This is a genomic window from Diaminobutyricibacter sp. McL0608 (genome assembly GCF_039613825.1).
In the GTDB taxonomy this organism is placed as follows: domain Bacteria; phylum Actinomycetota; class Actinomycetes; order Actinomycetales; family Microbacteriaceae; genus Diaminobutyricibacter.
Map to the genome: position 1 here is coordinate 3,300,181 of NZ_CP154826.1, position 26,562 is coordinate 3,326,742.

Genomic DNA, 26,562 nt, shown 5'->3' on the forward strand with positions numbered 1-26,562 from the left:
CAAAACGCGGGACGGAGGCGGGTTAGAGGTGCTTCAGCATCCGCGTGTTGCCGAGCGTGTTCGGTTTGACTCTGGCGAGGTCGAGGAACTCGGCGACACCTTCGTCGTGCGATCGCACCAGTTCGGCATAGACCTCGGGATCGACGGTCTCGTCTCCCATGTCGACGAACCCGTGCTTCGTGAAGAATCCGACCTCGAAGGTCAGGCAGAAGAGCCGGCTGAGTCCCAGCTCGCGCGCGTCGTCCTCGAGCCTCGACAGCAGGGCGTGTCCGACGCCTGCGTGCAGCCATTCGTCTGCGACCGCGAGGGTGCGCACCTCGCCGAGGTCGCGCCACATGACATGCAGCGCCCCGCATCCGATGAGCGTCCCGTCGTCGGTTTCGACGACCCGGAACTCCTGCACCGACTCGTAGAAGACCACGGCGTCCTTACCGAGAAGGATGCGCCGCTGCACCAGTGGTTCGACGAGGGCCTGGATGGCCGCGACGTCGCTCGTGCGCGCCCGTCGCACGCGTATGCCCGCGGATGACGAAGAAGTGGTCGAGGTCACGGATCAACCCTAGGGGACCACGCGAGCCCTCGCGGCGCGAACGAAGAAGGCGGGGCGGATCAGAAGATCCGCCCCGCCCTCCGACGTGAGACCTACTCGCCGCCTGCCGCGATGTGGTCGGGGGTGGCCGCGCCGGCGCCGATGGCCGCCGTGGCGTTGATGCCCGCCCCGATCGGCTCCGCGTGCTGCGTCGTCGTGAACACGAACTCGCCGTCCTTGAAGTCGACGTGCACGTGGTCGCCCGCGTTCAGGTCGCCGTGGAGGATGCGCTCGCTGAGTCGGTCCTCGATCTCGTGCTGGACAGCACGACGCAGGGGCCGCGCACCGAGCGACGGGTCGAACCCGACCTCGATCAGGCGCTCCTTCGCCGCGAGCGCGAGCTCGATGGTCATGTCGCGGTCGAGCAGGCGGACCGACAGCCTCTTGATGAAGAGGTCGACGATCTGGAGCAGTTCGGCCTTGTTCAGCTGCGGGAAGACGATGATCTCATCGACACGGTTCAGGAACTCGGGCTTGAAGTTCTTCTTCAGCTCGTCCTTCACCTTGCCCGCCATCCGGTCGTAGCCGGTCTGCGGGTCGCCCTCCACCTGGAACCCGACGGGGCCGCCGGTGATGTCCTTGGTGCCGAGGTTGGTGGTCATGATGATCACCGTGTTCTTGAAGTCGACCACGCGACCCTGGCCATCTGTCAGGCGTCCCTCCTCGAGGATCTGGAGGAGCGAGTTGAAGATGTCGGGGTGCGCCTTCTCGATCTCGTCGAACAGCACGACGCTGAACGGCTTGCGGCGCACCTTCTCGGTGAGCTGACCGCCCTCTTCGAAGCCGACGAACCCGGGAGGGGCACCGAACAGTCGTGAGACCGTGTGCTTCTCGCCGTACTCGCTCATGTCGAGCGAGATCATGGCCGACTCGTCGTCGAACAGGAACTCCGCGAGCGCCTTGGCCAGTTCGGTCTTTCCGACTCCGGTGGGGCCGGCGAAGATGAACGAACCGGATGGGCGCTTCGGGTCCTTGAGTCCGGCGCGCGTGCGGCGAATCGTCTTCGAGAGGGCCGCGATGGCCTCCTCCTGTCCGATCACACGCTCGTGCAGGGCCTTCTCCATGAACACCAGTCGAGCGGACTCCTCTTCTGTGAGCTTGAAGACGGGGATGCCGGTCGCCTGTGCCAGAACCTCGGCGATGAGTCCCTCATCGACCTCGGCCGTCGTCTTGACGTCGCCGCTGCGCCACTGCTTCTCGAGGCGAAGCCGCTCACCGAGCAGGTTCTTCTCCTCGTCGCGCAGGCTGGCCGCCTTCTCGAAGTCCTGGTCTTCGATGGCCGCTTCCTTCTGCGAGCGCACAGCCGAGATCTTGTCGTCGAACTCGCGCAGCTCCGGCGGGGCGGAGAGGATCGACAGTCGCAGGCGGGCGCCCGCCTCGTCGATCAGGTCGATGGCCTTGTCGGGCAGGAACCGGTCGCTGATGTAGCGGTCAGCGAGGTTCGCCGCAGCCACGATCGCGCCATCCGTAATGGAGACCTTGTGGTGCGCCTCATAGCGGTCGCGCAGTCCCTTGAGGATGTTGATCGTGTGGGGCAGCGACGGCTCGGCCACCTGGATGGGCTGGAAGCGGCGCTCGAGGGCCGCATCCTTCTCGAAGTGCTTGCGGTACTCGTCGAGCGTGGTCGCACCGATGGTCTGCAGCTCGCCGCGGGCGAGCAGAGGCTTCAGGATGCTGGCCGCGTCGATCGCGCCCTCGGCTGCACCCGCACCGACCAGGGTGTGGATCTCGTCGATGAACGTGATGATGTCGCCACGGGTGCGGATCTCCTTGGTGACCTTCTTCAGGCGCTCCTCGAAGTCACCACGGTAGCGGGAGCCGGCGATGAGCGAACCGAGGTCGAGCGTGTAGAGCTGCTTGTCCTTCAGCGTCTCGGGGACGTCGCCGCGGACGATCGCCTGGGCGAGGCCCTCGACGACGGCGGTCTTGCCGACGCCGGGCTCACCGATCAGCACCGGGTTGTTCTTGGAGCGGCGAGACAGGATCTGCATGACCCGCTCGATCTCCTTCTCGCGGCCGATCACGGGGTCGAGCTTGTTGTCGCGCGCCGCCTGCGTCAGGTTGCGGCCGAACTGGTCGAGGATCTGGCTGCCGGCCTGGGCTGCGGCCTGGTCGTTGCCGCCGACCTGCACCTGCTCCTTGCCCTGGTAGCCGCTGAGCAGCTGGATGACCTGCTGGCGTACGCGGTTGAGGTCTGCGCCGAGCTTGACGAGCACCTGGGCTGCGACACCCTCGCCCTCGCGGATGAGGCCGAGCAGGATGTGCTCGGTGCCGATGTAGTTGTGGCCCAGCTGCAGAGCTTCGCGCAGCGAGAGCTCGAGCACCTTTTTGGCGCGCGGAGTGAACGGGATGTGCCCGGTCGGCTGCTGCTGGCCCTGGCCGATGATGTCCTGGACCTGCTCGCGCACGGCATCCAGCGAGATACCGAGCGACTCGAGCGCCTTCGCCGCGACACCCTCACCCTCATGGATCAGCCCCAGCAGGATGTGCTCGGTGCCGATGTAGTTGTGGTTGAGCATCTTGGCCTCTTCTTGGGCCAGGACGACGACACGGCGTGCTCTGTCGGTGAATCTCTCGAACATGTTCTACTCCTCAAGCGCCATGGCAGGGTCGGCGCCGTTACAAAGAGAGTAACCAGCGAAGGCGCCTGATACTGCCCCTGTTCGCCGTGGGCGTTAAGGGAGTGTGGATGCGGTTACCGCCGGGCGTCAGCCGCGGATTCCGGGCAATGTCAGCGTTGAGTCGGGCAGCTTGATGGTGACGTCCGACTTCGTGGTGACGGAACCCGGCGTCGCGAAGACGGTCGTGTGCGGCGCGTAGTCTCGCGTGCAGACCCCATCGCCGATCGGAGCGGGGGTCGCTTTCAGCTGGTTGCTCGCGATGCTCTCGACCGTCGCAACTTTGGGCGGGCACGTCGAGCTGCCGTAGAGCACGATGGCGAACTGGGCGCCGCCCTTCAACCAGACCGCGTAGGCGGCACCGCCCGCGCTGCTCGCAGGCGGGACCACGCCTCTCGGCTCGCCCTTGTAATCGTCGACAGGATGCGAGACCGAGGTCGAGCATCCGGCGAGCGCAGCCAGCACGATCACCGCGCCCGCGAGGCCGAGAAGGGGGCGACGACGGGTGCGGATAGTGGTGAGCATGGTCACATTCTAGGAAGAGGTGCCATGATTCGGCGGCGAACGTATGATGCTTGCGTGAGCAACCTGGAGCGGGATCCGGCGGAGGTCGTCGCCGGTGGATCTGTCGGCGTCGACGACACGCGTTCGATCGAGGTTCTTCTGCCCCGTGACGTGCCGCTCGGAGGTCCGCGCGCGATGAATGTGCGGCGCACCCTTCCTCAGCGTCGGCGTTCCCTCATCGGGGGTTGGTGCTTCATCGACCACTACGGTCCGGAGGACGTCTCGGTGACGGGCGGGATGCGCGTGCCGCCGCATCCGCACACCGGCCTGCAGACGGTGAGCTGGCTTTTCGCAGGCGAGATCGAGCATCGCGACAGCGTGGGAAGCCATGCACTGATCCACCCGGGCGAGCTGAACCTGATGACCGCGGGCCACGGGATCAGCCATTCCGAAGTATCGACGGCCGCCACCACCACACTGCACGGCGTGCAGCTGTGGGTCGCGCTGCCGTCGGGTTCGCGCGATGTCGCGCCGTTCTTCGAGCATCACGTACCCGAGGCGATGCCGCTGGGGGATGCTGTGGTGCGCACCTTCGTCGGCTCGCTCGCCGGCAGCGGTACGGATGCGACGATGTTCAGTCCGCTGCTGGGCGCGCAGCTGGATCTGCCTGCCGGATCGTCGGTCGTCGTGCCGCTCGACCCGTCGTTCGAGCACGGTGTCCTGGTGGACGCGGGCCCTGTGGATGTCCGGGGTGAGACGATCTCGGCCTCCGAGCTCGCTTATCTCGGCCCGGGCATCGACACGGTCGAGTTGCGCGCAAGGGAGACTGCCGCACGGGTGCTGCTGCTCGGCGGCGAACCCCTCGGCGAGCAGATCGTGATGTGGTGGAACTTCATCGGGCGCAGCCATGAGGATGTGGTGCAGTTCCGCGCCGAGTGGCAGCGGGATGTGATCGACGGCGAGGATCCTCATGCTCGGTTCGGTGCGATCCCCGCGTACCCGGGGTCGGCCCTTCCCGCGCCGGAGCTGCCGACGGTGCGGCTCAAGCCGCGCGGCTAGTTACCTCTCCTCCACAATTCAGCTGTCGTCCGGGTTGTCCACAACTTCGTTGGACCGGTGCGGCGAAATTCCACGGCCCTGGCAGGCTGGGTTCTGGCGGGATGCATGCAAAGCTTTCCAAACTGCATGCATCGTGCCTACGATCGAACCATGGGAGTCACAGTGCAAGTCAGAGATCTCGACCCAGACGTCAACGAGCGGCTCAAAGCTGCAGCCTCGTCCAAGGGCCTTTCCTACTCGGAGTACCTTCGGCGCGAGCTCACGAGCATCGCCGAGCGGCTACGAATCGAGCAGCGGTGGGCCGAACTCACCGCCGAGCGCGAGGCGCGACGCTATGACGATTTCGATCGGCCCCGCCCACCGTTCGAACCAGAACCGATCGATTCTGAGACCATCGTTCAGTGGATTCGTGAGGACAGGGAGCGATGATCGCGGCTGTGATCGACTGCAGCGCGATGATCGACATGCTCTGGAGGGGCGGCGCGATCGCATTCGACAAGAACAAGCATCTTGCTGATTGCATGCTTGCAGCGCCGCACCTGATCGAACCGGAGTTGCTCAATGCGGCGCGAAGACTCGCCGGCCCGAAGAACTACGGCATCGAGGACGCGTGGCAACTCGTGATCGAGTTCGACCATGTTCGGCTCTATCGCTTCGAGCACGAGAACCTTCGCGACTTCGCCTGGCGGGTGCGCGACAACATGTCCGCCTACGATGCGATGTATGTCGCGCTGGCGAAACAACTCGAAGTTCCTCTAATCACGTCTGACGCGCGTCTTGCGAAGACGGCGAAAGAATGGTGCGAGGTACGCCTTCTGAGCGAGCTACTGGAGGGCTGAGGTGAGTCGGGCGAGATTGTCGAGCACGGTCGAGCGCAGCGGCTGCCGCTTCCACTCTTCGAGCGTGAGTTCGCGGCTGTTCTCGCGGTAGCCGTCCTCGACCTTGCGCATGGACTCGACGAAGGCGCGCCCGCGCACCATCAACGACACCTCCATGTTGAGCAGGAACGATCGCATGTCCATGTTGCTCGAGCCGATGACGGCGACATCGTCGTCGATCGAGAAGTGCTTGGCGTGCAGAATGTACGGCTTCTTGTACATCCAGATGCGCACTCCCGCTTTGAGCAGCGCTTCGTAGTACGAGCGCTGCGCGTGATACACGAGCGCCTGGTCGCCGATCTCCGACACGAAGAGGTCGACCTTGAGACCGCGTTGAGTGGCAGTGGTGACCGCCGTCAACATCGCCTCGTCCGGAACGAAGTAGGGGCTGGTGATGACGATGCGTTCCTGTGCGTAGTACAGGAGGGCGAGGAACAGCTGAAGGTTGTTGGCGCCCTCGAACCCCGGTCCGCTCGGCACGACCTGGCAGTCCAGATTGTCGGGTGACGCCTCGAGGGTGACCGGCTCGGTCTCGCGCCGGAGCAGTTCGCCCGTCTCGCTGTACCAGTCCGTGATGAAGATCGCATTGAGGCCGGCGACGATCGGCCCCTCGAGCCGAACGACGAGTTCCTGCCATTTGAGCCCGCGACGGATGTTCGACCGTTTGTTGTAGCTGCGATCGATCACGTTCTGCGAACCCATGAACCCGACCGCGCCGTCGACGATCAGGAGCTTGCGGTGATTCCGCAGGTCGGGCCGCTGGTATTTGCCTTTGAACGGCTGCACCGGGAGCATGAGCTGCCATTTGGCGCCCATCGCGGTCAGCCGTTTGATCGTGTGCTTGTAATCCCTGGTACGCAGCGACGCGATGTGGTCGAGCAGCACCCGGACCGTCACACCGCGCTTGATCGCGGCCTCGAGAGCATCGAAGAAGGGCGCGGTCGTCTGGTCGCACGAGAGGATGTAGAACTCGCAGTGCACATACCGCTTCGCCTTGTTGATCTGCTCGGTCATCAGGTCGAGCGACGCCTGGTAGTCGCCGATCAGGTTCGCTGTGTTCCCGCCGACGAGCGGCATCGCGCCCAGGTTGCGGTTCAGCTGAACCACCGACTCGAGCCACGGCGGCCACGGATGATCGCGGCTCACCCGCTCCATGCCCTCCGTGCTATCGATGATGAAGTTGTTGATCTCCGCCTGCTTCTCGCGACGCTTCTTCGGGAGCTTGTAACTGCCGATGAGGAGGAAGAACAAGACGCCGAGATACGGGATGAAGAAGATTGCGAGGAGCCAGGCCGTCGCAGACGTCGGCTTGCGGTTGCGCGGAACGACGATGACCGCAGTGACGCGGATGACGAAGTCGAGGAACAGGGCCAGACCGACCACGATCGCGGTGAGGGTGCCGGCGTCCATTGGCGCTCATCCCCTCGCTCGCACGGTGCGCCCGGACCGGCGCTTACGTAACCGTATCGAAAGCTAGGGCTTCTGAGGGAGCCCGCGGCGAGCGCGTTCCTCGGCCTCCATGCGAGCGTAGGCTTTACGTTCGGTGCGGTCGGCACGAACGATGGACCGCATCACGACCCAGAAGAGCAGCCCCACGAGAATGGTCGGGGCAAGCGACCATACGATGCCGGTCCAGAGTTCGTCCATAACCCGATAATGGTATCGCGCACACCTGTGAACGGAGTTCCCGACGCCTCCCATCCCCACCTTCCTGACCACCTGGCAGTTCGACCCGATCGCCTTCGCAGCCATCGTCGTCGCCGGCGGCCTCTACCTCGCAGCGGTCGTATCCCTGCGAATCCGCGGTCACCGCTGGCCACTGAGGCCGATCCTCGGATTCTTTCTTCTGGGCCTCGGCTCGTACGCCTGGGTGTGCTTCGGCTTCCTCGGCGCCTACAGTTCCGAATTGCGGTGGGCATTCACCACGAAGGTGGCACTCCTCCTCTTTGCTGTCCCCGGCCTGATCAGCCTCGGAAAACCCATCGCCCTGACGCGCATCGTGCTGACCGGGCTGCCGCGACGGTTCGTCGACGGTGCGCTCCGGTCATGGCCAGTGCGGCTGTTCGGCAACGCCATCTTCGCGCCGCTGTTCGCGTGCGCGGTATTCCTCATCTTCCTCACCCCGATCGCCGCCGTACTGCGCGACAACACCTGGTCGGAGTGGATGATCACGGTGCTGGTGCCGCTCGCCGGAATGCTCATGGTGCTTCCGATCGCCTCGCACAACATCATCCGGACCAGCCTGTTCATCACGGCCGAGTTCCTCTTCGCCTTCGTCGAGCTGCTGCTGGATGCGGTGCCCGGCATCCTGCTGCGACTCAACGACACGGTACTCGACCACGCACCCACAGTCCTCGGCCGGCTGCCGCTGTGGTTCCCGAACGCGCTGCACGATCAGCACTTGTCCGGCGACTTCCTCTGGTTCATCGCCGAGATCGCGGACGTGCCCGTCTTGATCATCCTGTTCATCCGCTGGTCCCAGAGCGACCGCCGCGAGGCAAAAGGGCTCGACGAGCTGACCGACGAACAGATGGAAGAGCTCACCCGCGAACACCTGCGCGGCCCGCGCGCCTGAGTGCCATGCCTGGCCCGCGGGCTGTCTGCGGCCGAACTCACGCGCGGCCGGCCGGCGGTCAGCCCTGCTTGACGAGGGGGAAGAGGATCGTCTCGCGGATGCCGAGACCCGTCAGCGCCATGAGCAGGCGGTCGATGCCCATTCCCAGGCCGCCGGTCGGCGGCATTCCGAACTCGAGGGCGCGCAGGAACTCCTCGTCGAGACGCATCGCCTCGACGTCGCCGGCGGCAGCGAGCTTCGCCTGCTCGATGAAGCGCTCGCGCTGCACGACCGGATCGATGAGCTCGGAGTAGCCCGTCGCGAGTTCGAACCCGCGCACGTACAGGTCCCACTTCTCGACGACCCCTTCACGCGAGCGGTGAGCACGCACCAGCGGACTGGTGTCGACCGGGAAGTCCATCACGAACGTCGGGCGCACGAGGTCGCCCTTCACGAAGTGCTCCCACAGCTCCTCGACGTACTTGCCGTGCAGAGGGTGCTCGATCTCGATCCCTTCACGGGCGGCGATGGCGCGCAGGTCTTCCACAGGTGTCGCCGGGGTGATCTCTTCGCCGACCGCCTCTGAAAGGCTGTCATACATGCGAATCCGATCCCATTCCCCGCCCAGGTCGTACTCCGTGCCGTCGGCCCAGGTCACCGTGTGCGAACCCGTGATGTCGAAGGCGGCATTCTGCACGAGAGTCTGCGTGAGCTCGGCGATCACGTTGTAGTCGCCGTACGCCTCGTACGATTCGAGCATTGCGAACTCCGGCGAGTGCGTCGAGTCGGCGCCCTCATTGCGGAAGTTGCGGTTGATCTCGAACACGCGGTCGATGCCGCCCACAACGGCGCGCTTCAGGTAGAGCTCGGGTGCGATCCGCAGGAAGAGTTCCGTGTCGAACGCGTTCGAATGGGTGACGAACGGACGGGCGGATGCGCCACCATGCATCACCTGGAGCATCGGCGTCTCGACCTCGATGTAACCGCGGTCGGCGAACGTGCTGCGGAGGCTCGCCACGACCTTCGATCTGTTGACGACGTTGAGACGGGCCTGGTCGCGAGCGATCAGGTCGAGGTAGCGGCTGCGGACCCGGCTCTCCTCGCTCAGCTCGTTGTGGAGGTTCGGCAAAGGAAGGATCGCCTTCGAAGCGATCGTCCACTCGCGGACCATGACGGACAGCTCACCACGACGACTCGAGATGACCTCGCCCGAGACGAAGAGGTGGTCGCCCAGGTCGACGAGTTCCTTCCACCGGGCCAGCGACTCCTCGCCGACCTCGGCGAGGGACACCATGACCTGGATGCGTGTTCCGTCGCCCGACTGCAGCACCGCGAAGCACAGTTTGCCGGTATTGCGGAGGTGCACGACGCGGCCGGCGATTCCGACGACGACTCCGGAGGTCTCGTCCGCCTGAAGGTGGCCGAATTCGGCGCGCACAGCCGGAATCGTGTGCGTCACGGGAACGGCGACCGGGTAGGCCCCGCCGGCGGGCGACGCAGCCTCCTCGATGAGGCGCGCGCGCTTGGCCAGCCGGACCGCCTTCTGCTCGCTGACCTCGTCGTCAGTGAGTTCGGGCTCGTTCTGCTGGGTGTCGGTCATGGCTGTCTTTCGGTCGGCTGCTGCTTGGGGCGTTTGTACTGCTGATGGTGCGGCCGAACGGTTCAGTCGAAGCTGATCCGTTCGTTGTCGATCAGCCTGGTCGAACCGACACGCGCCGCGATCAGCGCGATCGCCGGCCCCGAGTGCCCCTCCCCGACGGGAAGGAATGTCTCCGGGTCGACGACGACGAGATAATCCAGCTTAACGGCTGGCTCGGCGGCGATGACGGCGCCTGCTGCGGTGCGCACGGCATCCGTCCCCGCACCGGCCATGGCCGAACCGGCAGCGAGCGCACGCGACAGGGCGACGGCGGCCGCACGCTCCGACGGGTCGAGGTACCGGTTGCGGCTGGAGAGGGCCAGGCCGTCGGACTCGCGCACGGTGTCAACGACTGCGATCGTGACGGGCAGGTCGAGGTCGCGCACCATCCGTCCGACGAGATGCACCTGCTGCGCATCCTTCTGCCCGAAGACCGCGACATCAGGCGCCACGATGTTGAAGAGTTTCGCGACGACGGTGAGCATCCCGTCGAAGTGGCCCGGTCGCGACGCACCCTCGTACAGGCTCGCCACTGAGCCGGCCGTGACACGGGTCTCGACCGAGCCGGCGGGATACATCTCACCGACACTCGGCGCGAACACCAGATCCGCGAGCCCCTCGAGCCGGCTCAGATCCGTCTCGAGACTGCGGGGGTACCGGTCGAGGTCCTCGCCCGGACCGAACTGGAGGGGGTTGACGAAGATCGAGACCACGACGATGCCGCCGAGGTCGCGCGCCTGCCGCACCAGCTGCAGGTGCCCGTCGTGCAGTGCGCCCATGGTCGGAACGAGCACGACGCGTGACACAGGCGCGTCCGAACTGCCCTCACGGCGGGCGAGTTCACGAGCCGAAGCGACCCGCTGGCGCAGCTCGGCGATGGTGGTGACGACTTCTGGCATCAGGGTTCCTTCCGGCCGACGCGCGCCCGACGGGTGCGTCCCGAAGACGACCGGGCTTCCGATGCTACTCGCCGCCGGCGGCCTCGACCGTCGCCACCAGCGCATCCCTGAACGCTTCCGGGTACTCGAGGTGAGGCGAGTGCCCGCAGTTCTCCAACACCAGTTCCTGGAACGTTCCACCGGCCGCGGCGTAGGCCTCGAAGACCGCCCGCGTCTGCATGATCATCGGCTGCGCCGGTGCGACGTCCTCGCCGGGCCAGCCCGGGATCACCCCGACTTGACCGAGGTAGTTGAGGTCGAAGAACGAGGTGTCGGAGACGATGAGGTCGTTCGCCCCATGGATCCAGGTGAGCGGCGGCTTCGGCTCGAGGTCGACGATGCCGGTGAGATTGAGATTCTTCGGCGCCATCGTGTTCAGCACACCGCGGGAGCCCGCCGCGAACCCCGGCCAGTTCTCCGAGGCGACCCCGTCCCCGGGATAGTTGTCGATGCCGACCTTGGTCGTCAGCATCGACTCGACCCAGATGTCCTCGTGCTCCGAGACGAAACCAGGTAGGACATACGAACTCGCATACACCGAACGAGGTGACCCGTCGGACTCGGCAGTCCGGTCGCCGCCTTCGAGACGGGCCACGAAATCCGGGTTCACGCCTCCCCCTCCGGTGCCGGCATCGTCGTCGGTCAACCGCGACCCGTCTGCTGCCGTCCCGCCGAACCCGTACGGCGAGAGCGGCGACTGCAGGGTGAGGCTGCGCACCGGATGATCGAGGGCGTACTGCATGGCCACTCCGGCGCCCATGCTCCAGGCGACCACGTGCACCGAGCCGAGGCCGAGTTCGGCCACCACGCTCGCGACATCGTCGCTGAAGTCACGCAGCCCGCGGGTCGGATCGACGGGCAGGGTCTCCGAGTCTCCGAAGCCCCGCAGGTCGATCGCGAACACCCTCCAGTGCTCCGGCGTCGCCAGCATCGCATCCTGCCAGAACAACGACGAGGACACGTTCCCGTGGATGAAGACGACCGCCGGCCCGCCGGCCGTGGGATCGCCCGCCCGCTCGAGCACGTTCGCCCGCAGCCGCGGCGTTTGAACGCTCCGCGAGGTGATGCCGTCGATCAGTGTCATCGTGCTCTCCAAACGTCGGTGTCCGGTGGCGCACAGCGCCCAGGACGGACGCCCTGGGCCTGTCCGGGCCTCCTTGACGGCACCGGCGCTGGTGGTTAGCGTACCTGTAACCCGAGCCGTGGGCGAGGGGTGCGCGCACATCGGACGGAGTTGTCGTGAGTGCTGGTTTCAACGGCCGCAGGGCCCTCGTCACAGGGGCTGCGAGCGGCATCGGAGAGGCGTGCGCGCGGGCACTCGCCGAACGCGGGGCGACCGTCGTGGTCGCCGATCTGGATGGCGCGGGCGCCGAACGGGTGGCGCACGACATCGGCGGCGAGCCGTGGCGGGTGGACCTCACCGACACCGCCGCGCTCGCCTCTCTCGCACTGGACGCGGACATCCTGGTGAACAACGCGGGGATCCAGGTCGTGAGCCCGATCGAGCAGTTCGACCCGGCCACGTTCCACCGCATCCTCACTCTCATGCTCGAGGCGCCCTTCCTCCTGATCCGCGCAGCCCTGCCACACATGTACCACGCGGGTTTCGGCCGGATCGTGAACATCTCCTCGGTGCATGGACTGCGCGCATCCGAGTTCAAGTCGGCCTATGTCGCCGCCAAGCACGGCCTGGAGGGTCTGTCGAAGGTAGCTGCCCTGGAGGGTGCGCCGCACGGCGTCACCAGCAACTGCGTGAATCCGGGCTACGTGCGCACCCCGCTCGTCGAGAAGCAGATCGCCGACCAGGCGCGGCTGCACGGCATCCCCGAGTCCGAAGTGCTGCGCGACGTGATGCTGGCGAACAGCGCGATCAAGCGGCTCGCTGAGCCGTCCGAGGTGGCGTCCCTGGTCTGCTGGCTCGCCGGCGAGGACGCCTCCCTGGTGACCGGCGCCTCGTACACGATGGACGGCGGATGGAGCGCGCGATGACGTACCGCACGATGGATGTCCCGGTCAGGGGCGGGATGCTGAGAGTCGGGGAGTGGGCGCCGATGGATCCGGATGCGCCGGCCGTGATCGCAGCCCACGGCATCACTGCGTCGCACCTCGCGTGGGCGACGGTGGCGGATGCACTCCCCGACGTGCGTTTCATCGCGCCCGACCTGCGCGGTCGCGGTCGCAGCAACGGACTGCCCGGCCCGTTCGGCATGGTGCAGCATGCCGAGGACCTGGCGGCGGTCAGCCGTCACTTCGGCCTCGACCGCGCGCTCGTGGTCGGTCATTCGATGGGCGGCTTCGTGGCGCTGGCTGCCGCCCACCTGTACCCGGAACTCTTCACCGGTCCCCTGCTCGTCGACGGCGGCATCCCGCTGGCCATCCCCGACGGCGTCACGCTCGACGACCTGATGACGTCGACGCTCGGCCCCGCGCTGGCACGCCTGTCGATGACCTTCCCCGACCGCGCGGCGTACCTCGAGTTCTGGGGCCGGCATCCGGCGTTCGCCGCGAACTGGACGCAGGATGTGGTCGACTACGCCAACTACGACCTCGAGGGCACCGAACCGAACCTGCGGCCGTCGACCTCCTACGACGCGGTCGCCGCCGATTCGGGAGACCAGTTCGGTGGAGGCGTCGTGGCCGACTCGCTCGCCGCTCTCGCGCATCCAGTGCGCCTGCTGGTGGCACCGCGCGGCTTCCTCGACGAACCGCCCGGGTTGTACGACCAGTCGGCACGTGAGCGGGCGCGCAGCGCGTATCCCTACCTGCAGATCTCCGAGGTCGCAGACGTGAACCACTACACGATCGTGCTGAGCCCGCAGGGCGCCGACGCCGTCATCGACGCGGTGCGCTCCGAGCTGGCCGCAGCCGCAGACAGGTCGCTTCGCAAGTAGGGCGGGCGCTGGCTCGTCGTCATGTCCGAGTTGGCACTCGTTGTCGCCTCGCCCGTGGATCTTGCGACAACAACTGGCAAGTCGTCAGCCGAGCGGGTCCAGCGGCTCATCCCGGCCGTCGAGCAACGCAGCCGGATCGATGGACGGGGCCGACGCGCGCGTGAGCGCATTGTCCACGGTCGACCGCACTAGAGAGCTCAGGAACGAACCGGGATGCTCGAACCCGATGCCGCTGAGGATGCCCGTGGCCTGTTCCACGATCGCCCGGGAGAACGTGCTGGCGGTCGCGATCGCTTCGGCATACGCCGCACGGTCGCCCTCCGCGACGACGACAGGCTCGCCACCCATCTCGACGACGAGAGCCTGCCCGATGGGCAGCACGGCCGCCGGCGCTGTAACAGCGAAGTAGGTCTCCTGGAGTCGCGCGATGTCGAGGCTCGTGCCGGTGAAGGCGAGCGCCGGATGCACAGCCAGTGGGATCGCGCCGGCTGCGGCGGCAGGGGCCAGCACCTCCACCCCGAACCCCGGCGCCGTGTGGAGCACGATCTGGCCGGGCTGCCAGTTCCCGGTCGCCGCGAGGCCCGCGACGAGTGACGGAAGCTCCGCGTCGGGAACCGCCAGGATGACGAGTTCGCTGCGCTCCACGATCGTCGGGATGTCGAGCACCGGGGCGCCGGGAAGAATCGCGTCCGCCCGTTCCCGGCTCCGCTCCGACACCGCAGAGATCCCGACGATGGCATGCCCGGCACCGGCGAGCGCAGCCCCCAGCACGGGACCGACCCGGCCCGCGCCGATGATGCCGATTCCGAGACGTCCTGCACGGCGTTCGATCATGTCGGGCCTCCCTCGGCCGACTCGGCCGACTCGTTCCACCGGTGGCTCCGATCCGAACGCGCCGACGTGATCGCACCGGCCGACACCGCATCGAACAGCTCCACACCGCGGTCGCGGTCGATCACGGCGAGGCGCGGCCGTACGGGACCGGACACGGTGTGGAGGCGGGCCGAGGCGAGGCGGAGCATCCGATCGAGCGGTCCCTGGTACAGTTCGAGACTCTGCAGCCGGGCCAGCGGAACGATCGCGAGGCTCCGCCAGAAGAAGCCGCGCCGGAGCAGCACCACCCCGTCGGTGAGGGTGTAGCCGGTGCGCTGCCAGGAGAACGGCCGGAACCAGGCGGCCCGGCGCGGCGCACCGACGAACCCGTCGCGCCCGCGGGAGGTCATTCCGGCGACGACGAGTTCGCGGTGCGCGGGCGTCGCGAACTCGGGGAGGACCAGCGACAGGACGCGCGCGACGTCGTCGAGGTCGCCGACCGGCAGCATCGTGGTGTTGGGTTGCCCGGCCGCACCCTTCTCCGTCGAGTGACCTGCCGTGTCGATGCGGATCTGCCACCAGCCGAACGGGCGCCAGAGGAGCGGCTGCGAGACGTCGACGGCGTGGATGCGCCCCGGCGGCAGCGTCTCGTTGCTGAGACTGAACAGCCCGAAACCGACCCGCACTCCGTCCGGCGTTCCGGCGATGCTGTAGCGAAGAGACTTCGTGAACCGCCGGATGTAGAAGCTGATCGACCCGATGAGGCCGGGCAGCACGACCAGCAGCAGCCACAGCCGCCCGGTCGCGGCTCCGGTGATCAGCCCCGCGCCGACGAGCAGGAGGAACACGGTGAATCCGCTGAGGACGATCGACCCGATCAGGCGGACCGGCGGTATCGTCACGACGGACTCCGGCGGCGCCAGATCGGGGTGGAGTTCCGGGGCGAGGAATTCGTTCACGCGCTGGTTCAGGATGTCGGCGACCCCGGCCGCGCCCGTCGCCGGAGCCCCCTGCTGCACGCGCTGGGCCGACTTCGCACCCGACGCGAGGCGCAGGATGTCGGCGCGGAGCGCATCCGCCAGCTGCGACGACAGGTACGACAGCTGCACATTCGCGTCGTGACCGGCCACACTGACCTCGAGCTTCGCCGCACCGAACACGCGGGCGATGACCGGTCTGACCAGATTGATGCCCTGGATGCGGTCGAGCCGGGCCTTGCGCTGCGTGCGGAACAGGATGCCGCTGCGCACCTCGACCGCGTCGTCGCTGATGCGGAAGCTGTGCATGCGCCACGAGAGGTAGAACGCGCCGATGCAGACGATGAGCACGACCGCCACCCCGAGGAGCGCCCAGCCTTCGAGTCCGCGGTTGTAGATCTCATCGATGGGGTCCCCGCCGAAGTCGGGGGCGCCGATGAAGAAGCTGACGAGACGTTCCCGGAGGTTCGACAGGACGATGCCGAGCACCGCGATGAAGACGATGCCGCCCCTCAGGAGCGGGGTGGCCGGGTGCAGCCGGTGCCATTCGCCGTCGGTCAGCTGCTCGGCGGCGCGTTCCGCCGCAGTCAGCCGCTCGCCGGTCACAGTCCGGCCCGGCGGCTCTCCGCCAGCTCCACCAGCCGGTCGCGCAGGTCGGCGGCATCGGTCTCCGGGAGCCCCGGGATCGAGACGTTCGTCGACGCCGCGGCCGTGACGAACCGGAGGTCGGCGAGGCCGAGCAGCCGTCCGACGGGGCCGCGGTTGATGTCGATCAGCTGCATGCGTCCGTACGGCACCGAGACGAAACGCTGGAACATGATGCCGCGGCGGAACAGGAGGTCGTCATCGCGCATCCGATAGCCGATCGCGCGGGCGCGGCGCGGTGCGATGATCAGCTGGATGACCGTGATCGCGACGATCACGACGAGCGCGATCCACGCCCAGGTGAGACCGGCGACCAGCCACAGGAACGTCGCGATCGCGCTCAGCACCAGTCCGCTCACCAGGGAGCCGACGATGACGACGACGACATACCGCGGCGAGACCCGCTTCCATTCGCCGGTCGCGAGATCAAGACGCCCTGGCATGGTCGCCTTCCGGTTTCTTGTCGTCGTCTTCGGGCGGGAGGGTGCACAGGTACTCCGCGACGAGGCCGGCGGCGAGCAGAATGGCGGCGCCGAGGGTTGATGCGACCGCTTGCAGGATGGCACCGGATGCGGGAAGCACGGAACGACTGAGCAGGTAGGCGAGCACGCCGATCCCGGCGCCGGTCAGGAGCGCGCCGCTGAGGCTGCAGGCCTTCGCCAGCACAGCGACCCGCATCGCTCGGAACGGGTCGATCCTGGTGCGCACCTTCGCGTGGGTCGCGCGACGGATCGGGACCGCGAAGCCGATGACGATGGCCGCGATCGCGACGAGGGTGATGGGCAGCGACAGCGGCGGGATGAACACGGCAAGGCCGGCCCCGGCCGAGCCCAGCTCGACGAGGAATCCGACGACGAGACCCGCGACCGCCAGCCCGATCAGCGGGGTCGGTCGTGTGCGCTTCACACGGCACCCCCGTTCTCGTCTTCTGCGGGATCCTGCGCGGCACTGGCGCCGTGCACGGCACTGACTGCAGTGTCGCTGTCAGGATACGGCCGATACGCGTCACCGGCGGCGGTCAGGAGCAGGTCGATGCGTCCGTGTCCCGCGAGCTCAGCATCCGGCTGGACGGCGTGCCACGGCGCGAGGACGAATGACCGCTCCCAGGCGCGCGGATGCGGGAGCGTCAGCCGTTCGTCGTCCAGCCGGCGCCCGTCGTAGTCGATGATGTCGATGTCGAGCGTGCGGTCGCCCCAGCGCTCCTCGCGAACGCGGCCGTGCCCCTCTTCGACGGCATTCACAGCGTCGAGGAGGTCATGCGGCCCCAGCACCGTGTCGACCAGCACGACCGCGTTCAGGTAGGCGGGGGCCGTGTAGTCGACACCGGTCAGCTTGAGGGCCGGCGTCTCGATCAACGGCGAAAGCTGCTGGACCCGGATGCCGTCCGCTGCATCGAGGTCGGCGACGGCCTTGCGGATGGTCGCCTCCCGGTCTCCCAGGTTGCTCCCGAGCGCCAGGACGGCCGGCACCGACACACGCATACGCTGGGGGCGCGGATGCTGCGGCGCGGTCATGCGCGTTCCCGATCGATGGTGACGGAGACGTCGGCGAACGGCACCGTGATGGGTGCGTTCGGCTTGTGCACGGTCACCCGGACTGCATCGACCGGCGGATGCGCGAGGACGACCCCCGCGATCCGTTCTGCGAGAGTCTCGATGAGGTCGACCGGATCGCGGCGCACCGCCTCGGCGACTTCGACGGCGAGCTCACCGTAGTGGACGGTCGCCGACACGTCGTCGGAGGTCGCGGCACGGGCGAAGTCGAGCCAGGCGGTCACGTCGATCACGAACTCCTGGCCTTGTTCGCGCTCGAAGTCGTAGACACCGTGGTTCGCGTGGACCCGCAGCCCGGTGAGTGTTATCGAGTCCGATCCGCGCGCCCCGTCTTGCCTAGTCATCTCGTCCAGCTTGCCATGCCTCGACCACATCGAGCGCGAGGCGGGTGCCGGCGACGTCGTGTACGCGGACACCCCAGACGCCCGCCTGTGCTGCCAGTGCGCTGATGACGGCGGTGGGCTGGTCGCGATCCGTCGCGAGCGCGCCCTCCGGCAGCAGCGCACCGAGGAACCGTTTACGGGATGCACCGATCAGTACCGGATAACCGAGCTCGACGAACTCGCGCAGGTTGCCGAGCACCTGCCAGTTGTGCGCCGCCTTCTTCGAGAAGCCCAGACCCGGGTCGATGATGAGCTTCGCCGGGTCGACGCCGCGATCGGTGAGGTCGGCGATGCGGGCGCGGAGCTCAGCACTCACCTCGGCGACCGTGTCCCCGTAGGTGGCCAGAGCATCCATGGAATCGCTCTGCCCGCGCCAGTGCATCACGACATAGGTCAGTCCTGTGTTGAGGACGGCCGCAGGCATTCCGGGGTCCGCGAGGCCACCGGAGACGTCATTGATGATAGCTGCTCCCGCATCCGCTGCCGCCCGCGCGGTCGACGCGTTCATCGTGTCCACACTCACCGTGACCCCGCGTTCGGCCAGCTTGCGAATCACCGGGACGACGCGTGCCTGCTCCTCAGCCGGGTCGACGCGTACGGCACCGGGTCGCGTCGACTCGCCGCCGACATCGATCAGGTCGGCGCCCTCCTCGACGAGGTTCAGGGCGTGCTCCACAGCCGAGCCCGGCTCGAGGTAGAGCCCGCCGTCGCTGAACGAGTCCGGCGTCACGTTGAGGACGCCCATCACAAGCGTCCTCACGCCACCCCGCGTCCGATCAGGGCCAGCAGACCGGCCCGTGCTGCAGGGTCGGCGAGCTCGCCCCGGCTGGCGACGGTGACCGTCGTGCTCTCGGTCTGGCGAGCGCCCCGGGTCGATACACAGCTGTGCTGGGCGTCGAGCACCACGAGCACGCCGCGGGCGTCGAGCCCGTTCTGCAAGGTGTCGGCGATCTCTTCTGTCAGACGCTCCTGCATCTGCGGGCGGGAGGCCAGGGTCTCGACCACTCGGGGGATGCGCCCCAGCCCGACCACGCGCTCGTTCGGCAGGTACGCGACATGCGCGACCCCGAGGAACGGGAGCAGGTGGTGCTCGCAGATCGAACGGAAGGAGATGTCGCGCAGCAGTACGGTCTCGGCGTCGTGTCCTTCGAGGGGGACGCCTTCGCCGAGAAGCTCGGCCGGGTCTTCGCCGAGCCCGGAGAAGAACTCCTCATAGGCGTCGGCGACGCGTGACGGAGTCGAGACGAGCCCGGCACGCGAAGGATCCTCGCCGATGGCGGCGAGGATCTCAGCGACGGCTGCCTCGATGCGCTTCCGATCGATTCCGGTCATGCGCACCCCAGCCCCGGCCTAGGCCGTGGCCGGCCGCGGCTTGCGAACAGGTGAGCGCTTCGGCTTCGACGGCGGCTCGGAATCGACGCCACCGTCGACAGCACCGGCGTTGATCGGCGCCTTCACCGGCATCGCGATGGGAGGGATGTCGGAGATGGGGCGCTTGTCGCTCGACAGCCACTGGGGACGCTCGGGAAGCTTCACCACGTCGGCGAAGATCTCGGCGATCTCGTTGTGGTCGAGAGTCTCGTGCTCGAGGAGCTCCGCGGCGATCCGGTCGAGGATCGGGCGGTTGTTGTTGAGCACTTCCCACGCCTCGTCGTGCGCCTTCTCGAGGAGCGCACGAACCTCGGCGTCGACTCGTTCGGCGATGCGCTCCGAGTAGTCCCGCTGGTGACCCATGTCGCGACCGAGGAACATCTCGCCCGACGACTGGCCCAGCTTGACCGAGCCGACCTCTGCACTCATGCCGTATTCGGTGACCATCTTGCGGGCGATGGAGGTCGCCTTCTCGATGTCGTTCGATGCGCCGGTGGTGGGGTCGTGGAACACGATCTCCTCGGCGACACGGCCACCCATCGCGTACGTCAGCTGGTCGAGCAGCTCGTTGCGGGTGATCGAGTACTTGTCTTCGAGCGGGAGAACCATCGTGTAACCGAGTGCGCGTCCACGCGGGAGGATGGTGATCTTGGTGACCGGGTCGGTGTACCGCATCGCGGCGGCAGCGAGGGCGTGTCCACCCTCGTGGTAGGCCGTCATCACCTTCTCCTGGTCTTTCATGACGCGGGTGCGCTTCTGCGGACCGGCGATCACGCGGTCGACTGCCTCGTCGAGGGCCCGGTTGTCGATCAGCTGGGCGTTCGAGCGCGCGGTCAGCAGCGCGGCCTCGTTCAGCACGTTCGCGAGGTCGGCGCCGGTGAAGCCGGGCGTCTTGCGAGCGAGGACTTCGAGGTCGACGCCTGCGGCGAGCGGCTTGCCGCGACCGTGCACCTCGAGGATCTTCTTGCGCCCGTTGAGGTCGGGAGCGTCGACGCCGATCTGGCGGTCGAAGCGACCGGGACGCAGCAGCGCCGGGTCGAGGATGTCTGGGCGGTTCGTCGCCGCGATCATGATGACGTTCGTCTTGACGTCGAAGCCGTCCATCTCGACGAGGAGCTGATTCAGCGTCTGCTCGCGCTCGTCGTGCCCACCGCCGAGGCCTGCGCCACGGTGGCGGCCGACCGCGTCGATCTCGTCGACGAAGATGATCGCCGGAGAGTTCTCTTTGGCCTGCTGGAACAGGTCGCGCACACGGCTCGCGCCGACGCCGACGAACATCTCGACGAAGTCCGAACCGGAGATGGAGTAGAAGGGAACGCCCGCCTCACCGGCCACGGCACGTGCGAGAAGCGTCTTACCCGTTCCGGGAGGGCCGTACAGCAGCACGCCCTTCGGGATGCGCGCCCCGACCGCCTGGAACTTGGCCGGCTCCTTGAGGAAGTCTTTGATCTCCTGCAGTTCTTCGATCGCCTCGTCGCTGCCTGCGACGTCGTCGAAGGTGACCTTCGGGCTCTCCTTCGAGACGAGCTTGGCCTTCGATTTGCCGAACTGCATGACCTTGTTGCCGCCGCCCTGCATGCCGGAGAGCATGATCCAGAAGAACACGCCGATCAGCAGCACGGGCAGGAGGAAGCCGAGCGCCGAGAGCAGCCAGTTGGGCTGCGGAACCTCGTCGTTGAAGCCCTTCGAGAGCTTCGCGTTGTCGACTGCCTGCACCACGTCTGCACCGCGAGGCGCCACGTAGTAGAACTGCACCTGGCTGCCGAGCGTCGGATCAGGGCTGCTGAGCGTCAGGTCGACGCGCTGCTCGCCGTCGACGATCTTGGCGCTTGCGACCTTGTCGTTCTGGAGCAGCTCCAGACCCTTCTGGGTCGAGATCTCTTTGAAGCCCGACATTGTTATGAGGCTCGAGCCGATCCAGACAGCGATGACGGCCAGCACGATGTAGAGGATCGGGCCCCGGAAGATCTTCTTGACGTTCATGGTGAGGCAAGAGTATCGCTTCAGCGCTGAATGCCTGCTGCGTGTTCGCTTGGCGCGGACTGCGCTATGAGGATCGCATCGCGATCCCGCGGTCCCAGCGCCGAGGCAGCTGCGCTGCCGAGGTGACTACCCGCGGCAAAAACCCGTGCGAACGCCTACGAGTAAACCCCCGGCGCAAGGATGCCGACACCGCGAAGGTTGCGGTACTTCTCGTCGTAGTCGAGGCCGTACCCGACCACGAACTGGTTCGGGATCTCGAAGCCGACGTACTTCACGTCGATGTCGACTCGCGCCGCTTCCGGCTTGCGCAGCAGCGTGCAGATCTCGACGGATGCCGGACCGCGCGAATTGAGGTTGGAGAGCAGCCACGACAGCGTCAGCCCGGAGTCGATGATGTCTTCGACGATCAGGACGGTACGGCCACTGAGGTCGGTGTCGAGGTCCTTGAGGATGCGGACGACGCCGCTCGACTGGGTGCCGGACCCGTAGGAGCTGACGGCCATCCAGTCCATCGTGACCGGGATCTTGAGCTCGCGGGCGAGGTCGGCCATGACCATGACCGCACCTTTCAGCACGCCGACGAGCAGAACATCCGTATCCGCGTAGTCCGCCTCGATCGCTCGCGCGAGCTCGGCGATCCGGCTCCGGATCTGCTCCTCACTGATGAGAATCTCGGTCAGGTCGTCGGAAACGTCCGTGAGTTCCATGGAGCGGTGCGATCCTTTGGGTTCGTGGCCTATGCCTGAGTAAAGATGAGCAGCCCGTTCTGCCTGACAACTCTAACGCCTGGCAGGGTGAGAGCTTTCTGACCGTGCCAGTCGGTGATGAGCTCGGCGACCGCCAGTGTGTGCACCCGTTCGAGCGAGACGCCGAACTCGTTGGCCACGACCAGTCGGATGATGCGCTGACGGAGGGCGGGCGGATCGGCGGCCAGTCCGCGAACATCCAGGGCGACCGCGCCATCCGCGTCCTGGCTGGTCAGTTCGAGCGCCCACTCGAGCGCGAGCGCGTCGAGCGCGTCGGAGTCTTCGCGCAGCTGCTCGGCCGTGCGTGCCAGCGCTTCGGCGACGCCCGGACCGAGTTCGGCTTCGAGAACGGGGAGGACGATGCTGCGCACTCGCACGCGGGTGAATGCGGTGTCGGCGTTGTGCGGGTCCTCCCACGGCACCAGACCGCTGTCTGCGCAGAACAGGCTCGTCGTGGCGCGGCGGATGCCGAGCAGCGGGCGCAGATAGGGTCCGGTCTCCGCCGCCATCCCACGCAGGCTCGTCGGCCCCGACCCGCGGGCCAGCCCGAGGAGGACCGTCTCCGCCTGGTCGTCGAGCGTGTGGGCGAGGAGGACGTGGCTGGCGCCGGTCTCCTCCATCGCCCGGTCGAACGCGGCGAACCGTGCCGAGCGGGCTGATGCTTCCGGGCCGTCGAATGCTGTCACCGCGACCCGGCTGACGATCACCGGATCGAGATCCATGGCCCTCGCCTGCTCGGCTGCCGCTTCGGCGACCTCCGCCGACCCCGCCTGAAGGCCATGATCGATGATGATCGCTCCCGCGCGGATGCCCGCCCTGGGCGCCTCGAAAGCCGTCGCCGCTGCGAGTGCGAGCGAATCAGCTCCCCCGCTGAGCCCGACGAGAACGAGGCCGCCGAACCGCGCATCCCCCGACTCGGGCAGGGTCACCGCATCCGGTCCTTCGCCGTCCAGGCCGACCCCGTCGAGACCGGTGAGCGCCTCGCGGACCGCGCGGCGGACATCCGCGATCGGCGGGGTGAGCCGGGGCCGTCGTGCCGGTGAACCGCTGGCGTGCATCCACTAACGTTATTGGAGTCTTGTGAAACGAGGGAGAGAAAACTCATGGCCGAATACGACGTGATCGTCGAGATCCCGCGCGGAAGTCGCAACAAGTACGAGGTCGACCACGAGACGGGCCGCGTCTACCTCGACCGCGTGCTGTTCACGAGCTTCGTCTACCCCACCGACTACGGCTTCTTCGAGAACACCCTCGGGCTCGACGGCGACCCGGTCGACGTGCTCGTGCTGCTCGAGTACCCGGTGTTCCCGGGTGTCGGCGTCAAGGTGCGTCCGGTCGGCGTGCTCAACATGAGCGACGAGGCCGGGAGCGATGCCAAGGTGATCGCGGTCCCGTACAAGGACCCGCGCTGGCAGCACATCCAGGACATCGACGACGTGCCCCACCAGACGCGCGACGAGATCCAACACTTCTTCGAGCACTACAAAGACCTCGAGCCCGGCAAGTGGGTCAAGCTCGAGGCGTGGGGCAACGCGGCTGAGGCCGAAGCCATCGTCGAGGCGGGCTTCAAGAAGCTCGCCGACGAGGGCAGGCACTAGCCTTCCGCCGGATGGGTCTACGTCAGGTCAGGCGCTGGGGCGGATCACCTGGTACCAGGGGCTGCCCCAGACCGACTGGATCTTGACGACGTCGCCCTCGGTGGGTGCGGCGATCATCATGTTGCCGCCGAGCGAAATGCCCACGTGGTAGAAGTTGCCCGGGCCGTCGCCCCAGAAGATGAGGTCGCCCGCCTGCCGCTGGCTGAATGAGACGACCTGGCCCCTGGCAGCGCCGGTATACCACTGGTTGTTCACCGAGTGCGAGCCGATGTACACGCCGGAGTAGGCGTAGGCCTTCATCGTGAGGCCGGAGCAGTCGTAGCCGCCGGGGCCCTCGCCGCCGAAGATATAGGGCTTGCCCAGTTGCGCGTACGCGTAGTTGAGCGCGGTCTGCACGACGTTGCCGTTCGGGGGCGCGACCGTTCCGCCGCCGCCGCCGCCACCGCCTCCACCGCCGCCGTGGTTCTGGTTCTGCTGGGCCTGCTGTGCTTGCTGCGCGGCGAGCGCCTGCTGACGGCGGATCTCAGCCTGGCGCGCAGCCTCCTCGGCGGCCTTGCGCTTCGCTTCGCCCACCAGGTAGGCGCTCTCCACCTGCGCCGAAGTGTTCTTGAGGGTCGCGAGCTGGGCGATCAGTTCTGTCGACTTCGTCTGCTGGGTCGCCAGCGCCGCCTGCGCCTTCGTCTGGGCGGCTTGTGCGGCAGCCAGGGCGACACTCGCCGCCTCCGCGAGCTTCGCGCGTTCCGTCTTCGCGACGTTGGCCTGGTCGGTGAGAGCGGTTGCGGTGTTCTTGTCCTTCGTCGCCTCCGCGTACACGTCCTGCGACTGCTGGGTGAGCTTGCTCATCGTGCCCAGCTGGTAGAGCAGCTTGTCCGCGCCCGAGCCGTCGCCTCCGCCGTTCAACAGCAGGTCGACGGTCGGGTCCCCGCCGCCGCCGGTCTTCGCGAGGTGGGATGCGAGGAGGCCTGCGCGCATCTGGGAGGTCTTCGCCTTGGCAGCTGCCGCATCCGCCTGCTTCTTCAGGTCCGCCGCCTTGGCTGTGGCCGCATCCAGCGCATCCTTCGCCTGGAAGTACGCCTCCGCGGCCTTCTCGGAGTCGATGCGAGCCTGGTCGACCGCCGTCTGCAGGCCGGCGATCAGCTTCGTGATGTTGGCGATCATCGCCTGCTGCTGGGTGACGTTGGCCTTCGCCTGCTGCACGTCGTTCCACGACGGATAGTTGTCGGCGAACGCCGGTGGCGCGATGATGCCGACGGATGCGGTGACGACGCCCATGACGCCCGCGCTGATCGCGGTGACCGGTCGCACGCGCGACTTCTTGTCGTTCTGACTAGCCAAGTGGTGCCTGCCTCTGTCTCATGAACGGGATGCCGTCGATCTTGTCGCCGTTCACCCGGACCTCGTAATGCAGGTGGCATCCGGTCGATGCCCCCGTGGTTCCCACGCGTGCGATGGGCTGGCCCGCCCCGACGTGCTGGCCGACGCCGACGAGGATCCCGCCGTTGCGGATGTGTGCGTAGCCGGTGTCGATACCGCCACCGACGTCGATACGGACGAAGTTGCCGTAGGAGCCGAACGGGCCCGCATAGATCACGGTTCCCTCGTGCGCGGCGTAGATGGGTGCGTTGCAGTAGGCGCCGATGTCGATGCCCAGGTGGTAGGTGCTGCCGATGCCGCCAGGGGATGCGCGCGGGCCGAAGCCGTCGGTGATCGGGCCGGCCGCGGGGACAGCCCAGCCCTGTGGCCCGACATAGCCGCCCGGGAGACCGCCCGAGCCCGCAGCGGCCGCTCTGCGCGCGGCCTCCGCGACACCCGCCTGGTAGCCCGCGACCGTCTTCGCGACCTTGTTGTTGAGCGCAGCCAGCTGCGCCCTCATCACGATGATCTGCTTCTGCTGCTCGGCCAGCTTGTTCTGCGCAGCCACTGCCGCTGCCGCAGCGGCCTTCTGAGCGGCGACGGCGATCACGCGGAGCTTGTCGCGCGCAGCACGGGCTACAGCAGCGTTCTCTGCCAGGGCTTTCGCGGTGTTCTGGCTCGCCTTCGCCTGCGCGTAGATGGCACTCGAGCGTTCGACGAGCTTGCTCATGCTGCCCAGATCGGAAAGAAGCTGCTCCGGGCTCGTCTTTGTGGCACCGTTGCCGCTGAGGAACAGGCTGGCCGTCAGGTCGCTGCCGCCCGTGCGATACAACTGGGCGGCGAGCCGGCCCGCCTGCGTCGTCGCCGCATCCGCCTTCGCCTTGCTCGCATCCGCCTGCGCCTGAATCAGCTGCGCCTTGATGATGGCGTCGTCGAGGTTCGCCTCAGCCACCTGGAGTTCATCACCGCGCTTCTTCAGATCGGCCTGGGTCTGGGCGACCTGCGCCTTGAGCTGCGCGATGAGACTGTTGATGCGGGAGACCTGCGCGGCGGTGGCCGCCTGGCTCGCCTTCGCGTTCTGGACGTCCTGCCAGCTCGGGTAGCTCGTCGCATAGGCGGGGGATGCGATGGAACCGACAGCGACGATGGCGAAGATCGCGACGACCGCGGTCCGCACACGCCAGCGGTTGCGCAGGCGGGACCGGTTCGGGGTGCTCCCTGCTGCCGGTTCAGTGCGTCTCATCGTTCCCTCGAACCTGTCGCTCGTGTTCCCATCCGTCACTCGTGCCACATGATCAACACTATTAACAGTAACAACGGACTTCTCCGAAGCCAGTGCCAACGGCGCGCCACATGGGTGGCCCCGAGGGGCCGCCAAGGCAGAATGTAACCCGGCCGTGAGGCGATACCCCGGTGATTTCGCGCCCGTCGCGGGATTCGCCGGGGCGCCCATCCGCCCGGTTTGGCATT

The 26,562-nt window shown here is 67.2% G+C and carries 28 protein-coding genes; 7 read left to right on the forward strand and 21 right to left on the reverse strand.

Annotated features, from left to right (window positions below):
- Positions 1 to 22: 22 nt before the first annotated feature.
- The 3 genes from AAYO93_RS15845 to AAYO93_RS15855 form a co-directional block, all read right to left on the reverse strand.
- Positions 23 to 550: an amino-acid N-acetyltransferase gene (locus AAYO93_RS15845; protein WP_345762129.1), complete on the reverse strand. Its 528-nt coding sequence runs from the start codon at positions 548 to 550 to the stop codon at positions 23 to 25.
- Positions 551 to 642: 92 nt separating this feature from the next.
- Complete coding sequence (locus AAYO93_RS15850; protein WP_345762130.1) at positions 643 to 3,171, reverse strand: ATP-dependent Clp protease ATP-binding subunit; 2,529 nt, start codon at positions 3,169 to 3,171, stop codon at positions 643 to 645.
- Between the two features lie 126 nt (positions 3,172 to 3,297).
- The gene (locus tag AAYO93_RS15855) at positions 3,298 to 3,732 is read right to left on the reverse strand and encodes a hypothetical protein (RefSeq protein ID WP_345762131.1); all 435 of its coding nucleotides are present in this window, start codon (positions 3,730 to 3,732) and stop codon (positions 3,298 to 3,300) included.
- 54 nt (positions 3,733 to 3,786) lie between these two features.
- On the opposite strand from AAYO93_RS15855, the gene AAYO93_RS15860 reads away from it, so the two are divergent.
- The 3 genes from AAYO93_RS15860 to AAYO93_RS15870 all read left to right on the forward strand — a co-directional run bounded on the left by AAYO93_RS15860 (position 3,787) and on the right by AAYO93_RS15870 (position 5,609).
- On the forward strand, positions 3,787 to 4,770 hold the full coding sequence (locus AAYO93_RS15860; protein ID WP_345762132.1) for a pirin family protein: 984 nt from the start codon (positions 3,787 to 3,789) through the stop codon (positions 4,768 to 4,770).
- A 150-nt stretch (positions 4,771 to 4,920) separates the two neighbouring features.
- Positions 4,921 to 5,199, forward strand: a complete 279-nt coding sequence (locus AAYO93_RS15865; RefSeq protein WP_345762133.1) for a hypothetical protein — start codon at positions 4,921 to 4,923, stop codon at positions 5,197 to 5,199.
- Between the two features lie 26 nt (positions 5,200 to 5,225).
- Complete coding sequence (locus tag AAYO93_RS15870; RefSeq protein ID WP_345762134.1) at positions 5,226 to 5,609, forward strand: type II toxin-antitoxin system VapC family toxin; 384 nt, start codon at positions 5,226 to 5,228, stop codon at positions 5,607 to 5,609.
- Here AAYO93_RS15870 and cls read toward each other — a convergent pair.
- Complete coding sequence (gene cls, locus AAYO93_RS15875) at positions 5,595 to 7,058, reverse strand: cardiolipin synthase (RefSeq protein ID WP_345762135.1); 1,464 nt, start codon at positions 7,056 to 7,058, stop codon at positions 5,595 to 5,597. The genes AAYO93_RS15870 and cls overlap by 15 nt on opposite strands.
- Positions 7,059 to 7,121: 63 nt before the next feature.
- Positions 7,122 to 7,295 carry a hypothetical protein gene (locus tag AAYO93_RS15880; protein ID WP_345762136.1) on the reverse strand — a complete coding sequence of 58 codons (174 nt, stop codon included), beginning with the start codon at positions 7,293 to 7,295 and terminating at the stop codon, positions 7,122 to 7,124.
- A gap of 181 nt (positions 7,296 to 7,476) precedes the next feature.
- On the opposite strand from AAYO93_RS15880, the gene AAYO93_RS15885 reads away from it, so the two are divergent.
- A complete protein-coding gene (locus AAYO93_RS15885) occupies positions 7,477 to 8,223 on the forward strand; it encodes a cytochrome c oxidase assembly protein (RefSeq protein WP_345764904.1) in 747 nt (248 codons plus the stop codon).
- A gap of 58 nt (positions 8,224 to 8,281) precedes the next feature.
- Here the strand turns inward: AAYO93_RS15885 and lysS are convergent, their stop codons facing one another.
- The 3 genes from lysS to AAYO93_RS15900 form a co-directional block, all read right to left on the reverse strand.
- Positions 8,282 to 9,802: a lysine--tRNA ligase gene (gene lysS / locus AAYO93_RS15890; protein WP_345762137.1), complete on the reverse strand. Its 1,521-nt coding sequence runs from the start codon at positions 9,800 to 9,802 to the stop codon at positions 8,282 to 8,284.
- 62 nt (positions 9,803 to 9,864) lie between these two features.
- Positions 9,865 to 10,740 (reverse strand): pantoate--beta-alanine ligase, encoded by an 876-nt coding sequence (panC, locus tag AAYO93_RS15895; protein ID WP_345762138.1) that lies wholly within the window; start codon positions 10,738 to 10,740, stop codon positions 9,865 to 9,867.
- A gap of 64 nt (positions 10,741 to 10,804) precedes the next feature.
- Positions 10,805 to 11,863 carry an alpha/beta fold hydrolase gene (locus tag AAYO93_RS15900; RefSeq protein ID WP_345762139.1) on the reverse strand — a complete coding sequence of 353 codons (1,059 nt, stop codon included), beginning with the start codon at positions 11,861 to 11,863 and terminating at the stop codon, positions 10,805 to 10,807.
- Between the two features lie 155 nt (positions 11,864 to 12,018).
- On the opposite strand from AAYO93_RS15900, the gene AAYO93_RS15905 reads away from it, so the two are divergent.
- A complete protein-coding gene (locus tag AAYO93_RS15905) occupies positions 12,019 to 12,768 on the forward strand; it encodes a 3-hydroxybutyrate dehydrogenase (RefSeq protein ID WP_345762140.1) in 750 nt (249 codons plus the stop codon).
- Complete coding sequence (locus AAYO93_RS15910) at positions 12,765 to 13,670, forward strand: alpha/beta fold hydrolase (RefSeq protein ID WP_345762141.1); 906 nt, start codon at positions 12,765 to 12,767, stop codon at positions 13,668 to 13,670. The genes AAYO93_RS15905 and AAYO93_RS15910 overlap by 4 nt, the downstream gene beginning before the upstream one ends.
- Positions 13,671 to 13,754: 84 nt before the next feature.
- Here AAYO93_RS15910 and AAYO93_RS15915 read toward each other — a convergent pair whose 3' ends face one another.
- The 11 genes from AAYO93_RS15915 to tilS all read right to left on the reverse strand — a co-directional run bounded on the left by AAYO93_RS15915 (position 13,755) and on the right by tilS (position 23,199).
- Positions 13,755 to 14,504: a DUF2520 domain-containing protein gene (locus AAYO93_RS15915; protein ID WP_345762142.1), complete on the reverse strand. Its 750-nt coding sequence runs from the start codon at positions 14,502 to 14,504 to the stop codon at positions 13,755 to 13,757.
- Entirely contained in the window at positions 14,501 to 16,066 is a 1,566-nt protein-coding gene (locus AAYO93_RS15920; RefSeq protein WP_345762143.1) for a PH domain-containing protein, read from the reverse strand. Before AAYO93_RS15920 ends, AAYO93_RS15915 begins: the two co-directional genes overlap by 4 nt.
- Positions 16,063 to 16,548, reverse strand: coding sequence for a PH domain-containing protein (locus AAYO93_RS15925; RefSeq protein ID WP_345762144.1), 486 nt, complete (start codon positions 16,546 to 16,548; stop codon positions 16,063 to 16,065). Before AAYO93_RS15925 ends, AAYO93_RS15920 begins: the two co-directional genes overlap by 4 nt.
- Complete coding sequence (locus tag AAYO93_RS15930; protein ID WP_345762145.1) at positions 16,532 to 17,011, reverse strand: DUF3180 domain-containing protein; 480 nt, start codon at positions 17,009 to 17,011, stop codon at positions 16,532 to 16,534. The genes AAYO93_RS15925 and AAYO93_RS15930 overlap by 17 nt, the downstream gene beginning before the upstream one ends.
- Positions 17,008 to 17,619 (reverse strand): 2-amino-4-hydroxy-6-hydroxymethyldihydropteridine diphosphokinase, encoded by a 612-nt coding sequence (gene folK / locus AAYO93_RS15935; protein WP_345762146.1) that lies wholly within the window; start codon positions 17,617 to 17,619, stop codon positions 17,008 to 17,010. The genes AAYO93_RS15930 and folK overlap by 4 nt, the downstream gene beginning before the upstream one ends.
- Positions 17,616 to 18,002, reverse strand: coding sequence for a dihydroneopterin aldolase (gene folB / locus AAYO93_RS15940; RefSeq protein ID WP_434056646.1), 387 nt, complete (start codon positions 18,000 to 18,002; stop codon positions 17,616 to 17,618). The genes folK and folB overlap by 4 nt, the downstream gene beginning before the upstream one ends.
- The gene (gene folP, locus AAYO93_RS15945; protein ID WP_345762147.1) at positions 17,995 to 18,786 is read right to left on the reverse strand and encodes a dihydropteroate synthase; all 792 of its coding nucleotides are present in this window, start codon (positions 18,784 to 18,786) and stop codon (positions 17,995 to 17,997) included. The genes folB and folP overlap by 8 nt, the downstream gene beginning before the upstream one ends.
- Before the next feature lie 11 nt (positions 18,787 to 18,797).
- Positions 18,798 to 19,373: a GTP cyclohydrolase I FolE gene (gene folE, locus AAYO93_RS15950; protein WP_345762148.1), complete on the reverse strand. Its 576-nt coding sequence runs from the start codon at positions 19,371 to 19,373 to the stop codon at positions 18,798 to 18,800.
- 18 nt (positions 19,374 to 19,391) lie between these two features.
- A complete protein-coding gene (ftsH, locus tag AAYO93_RS15955) occupies positions 19,392 to 21,395 on the reverse strand; it encodes an ATP-dependent zinc metalloprotease FtsH (protein WP_345762149.1) in 2,004 nt (667 codons plus the stop codon).
- A 155-nt stretch (positions 21,396 to 21,550) separates the two neighbouring features.
- Positions 21,551 to 22,102, reverse strand: a complete 552-nt coding sequence (gene hpt, locus AAYO93_RS15960) for a hypoxanthine phosphoribosyltransferase (RefSeq protein ID WP_345762150.1) — start codon at positions 22,100 to 22,102, stop codon at positions 21,551 to 21,553.
- A gap of 29 nt (positions 22,103 to 22,131) precedes the next feature.
- Positions 22,132 to 23,199, reverse strand: a complete 1,068-nt coding sequence (gene tilS, locus AAYO93_RS15965) for a tRNA lysidine(34) synthetase TilS (protein WP_345762151.1) — start codon at positions 23,197 to 23,199, stop codon at positions 22,132 to 22,134.
- 45 nt (positions 23,200 to 23,244) lie between these two features.
- On the opposite strand from tilS, the gene ppa reads away from it, so the two are divergent.
- A complete protein-coding gene (gene ppa, locus AAYO93_RS15970; RefSeq protein ID WP_345762152.1) occupies positions 23,245 to 23,739 on the forward strand; it encodes an inorganic diphosphatase in 495 nt (164 codons plus the stop codon).
- A gap of 27 nt (positions 23,740 to 23,766) precedes the next feature.
- Here the strand turns inward: ppa and AAYO93_RS15975 are convergent, their stop codons facing one another.
- Together AAYO93_RS15975 and AAYO93_RS15980 are read right to left on the reverse strand one after the other, a co-directional pair.
- Positions 23,767 to 25,074, reverse strand: a complete 1,308-nt coding sequence (locus AAYO93_RS15975) for a C40 family peptidase (protein ID WP_345762153.1) — start codon at positions 25,072 to 25,074, stop codon at positions 23,767 to 23,769.
- A complete protein-coding gene (locus tag AAYO93_RS15980) occupies positions 25,067 to 26,335 on the reverse strand; it encodes a M23 family metallopeptidase (RefSeq protein WP_345762154.1) in 1,269 nt (422 codons plus the stop codon). Before AAYO93_RS15980 ends, AAYO93_RS15975 begins: the two co-directional genes overlap by 8 nt.
- Between the last annotated feature and the right edge of the window lie 227 nt (positions 26,336 to 26,562).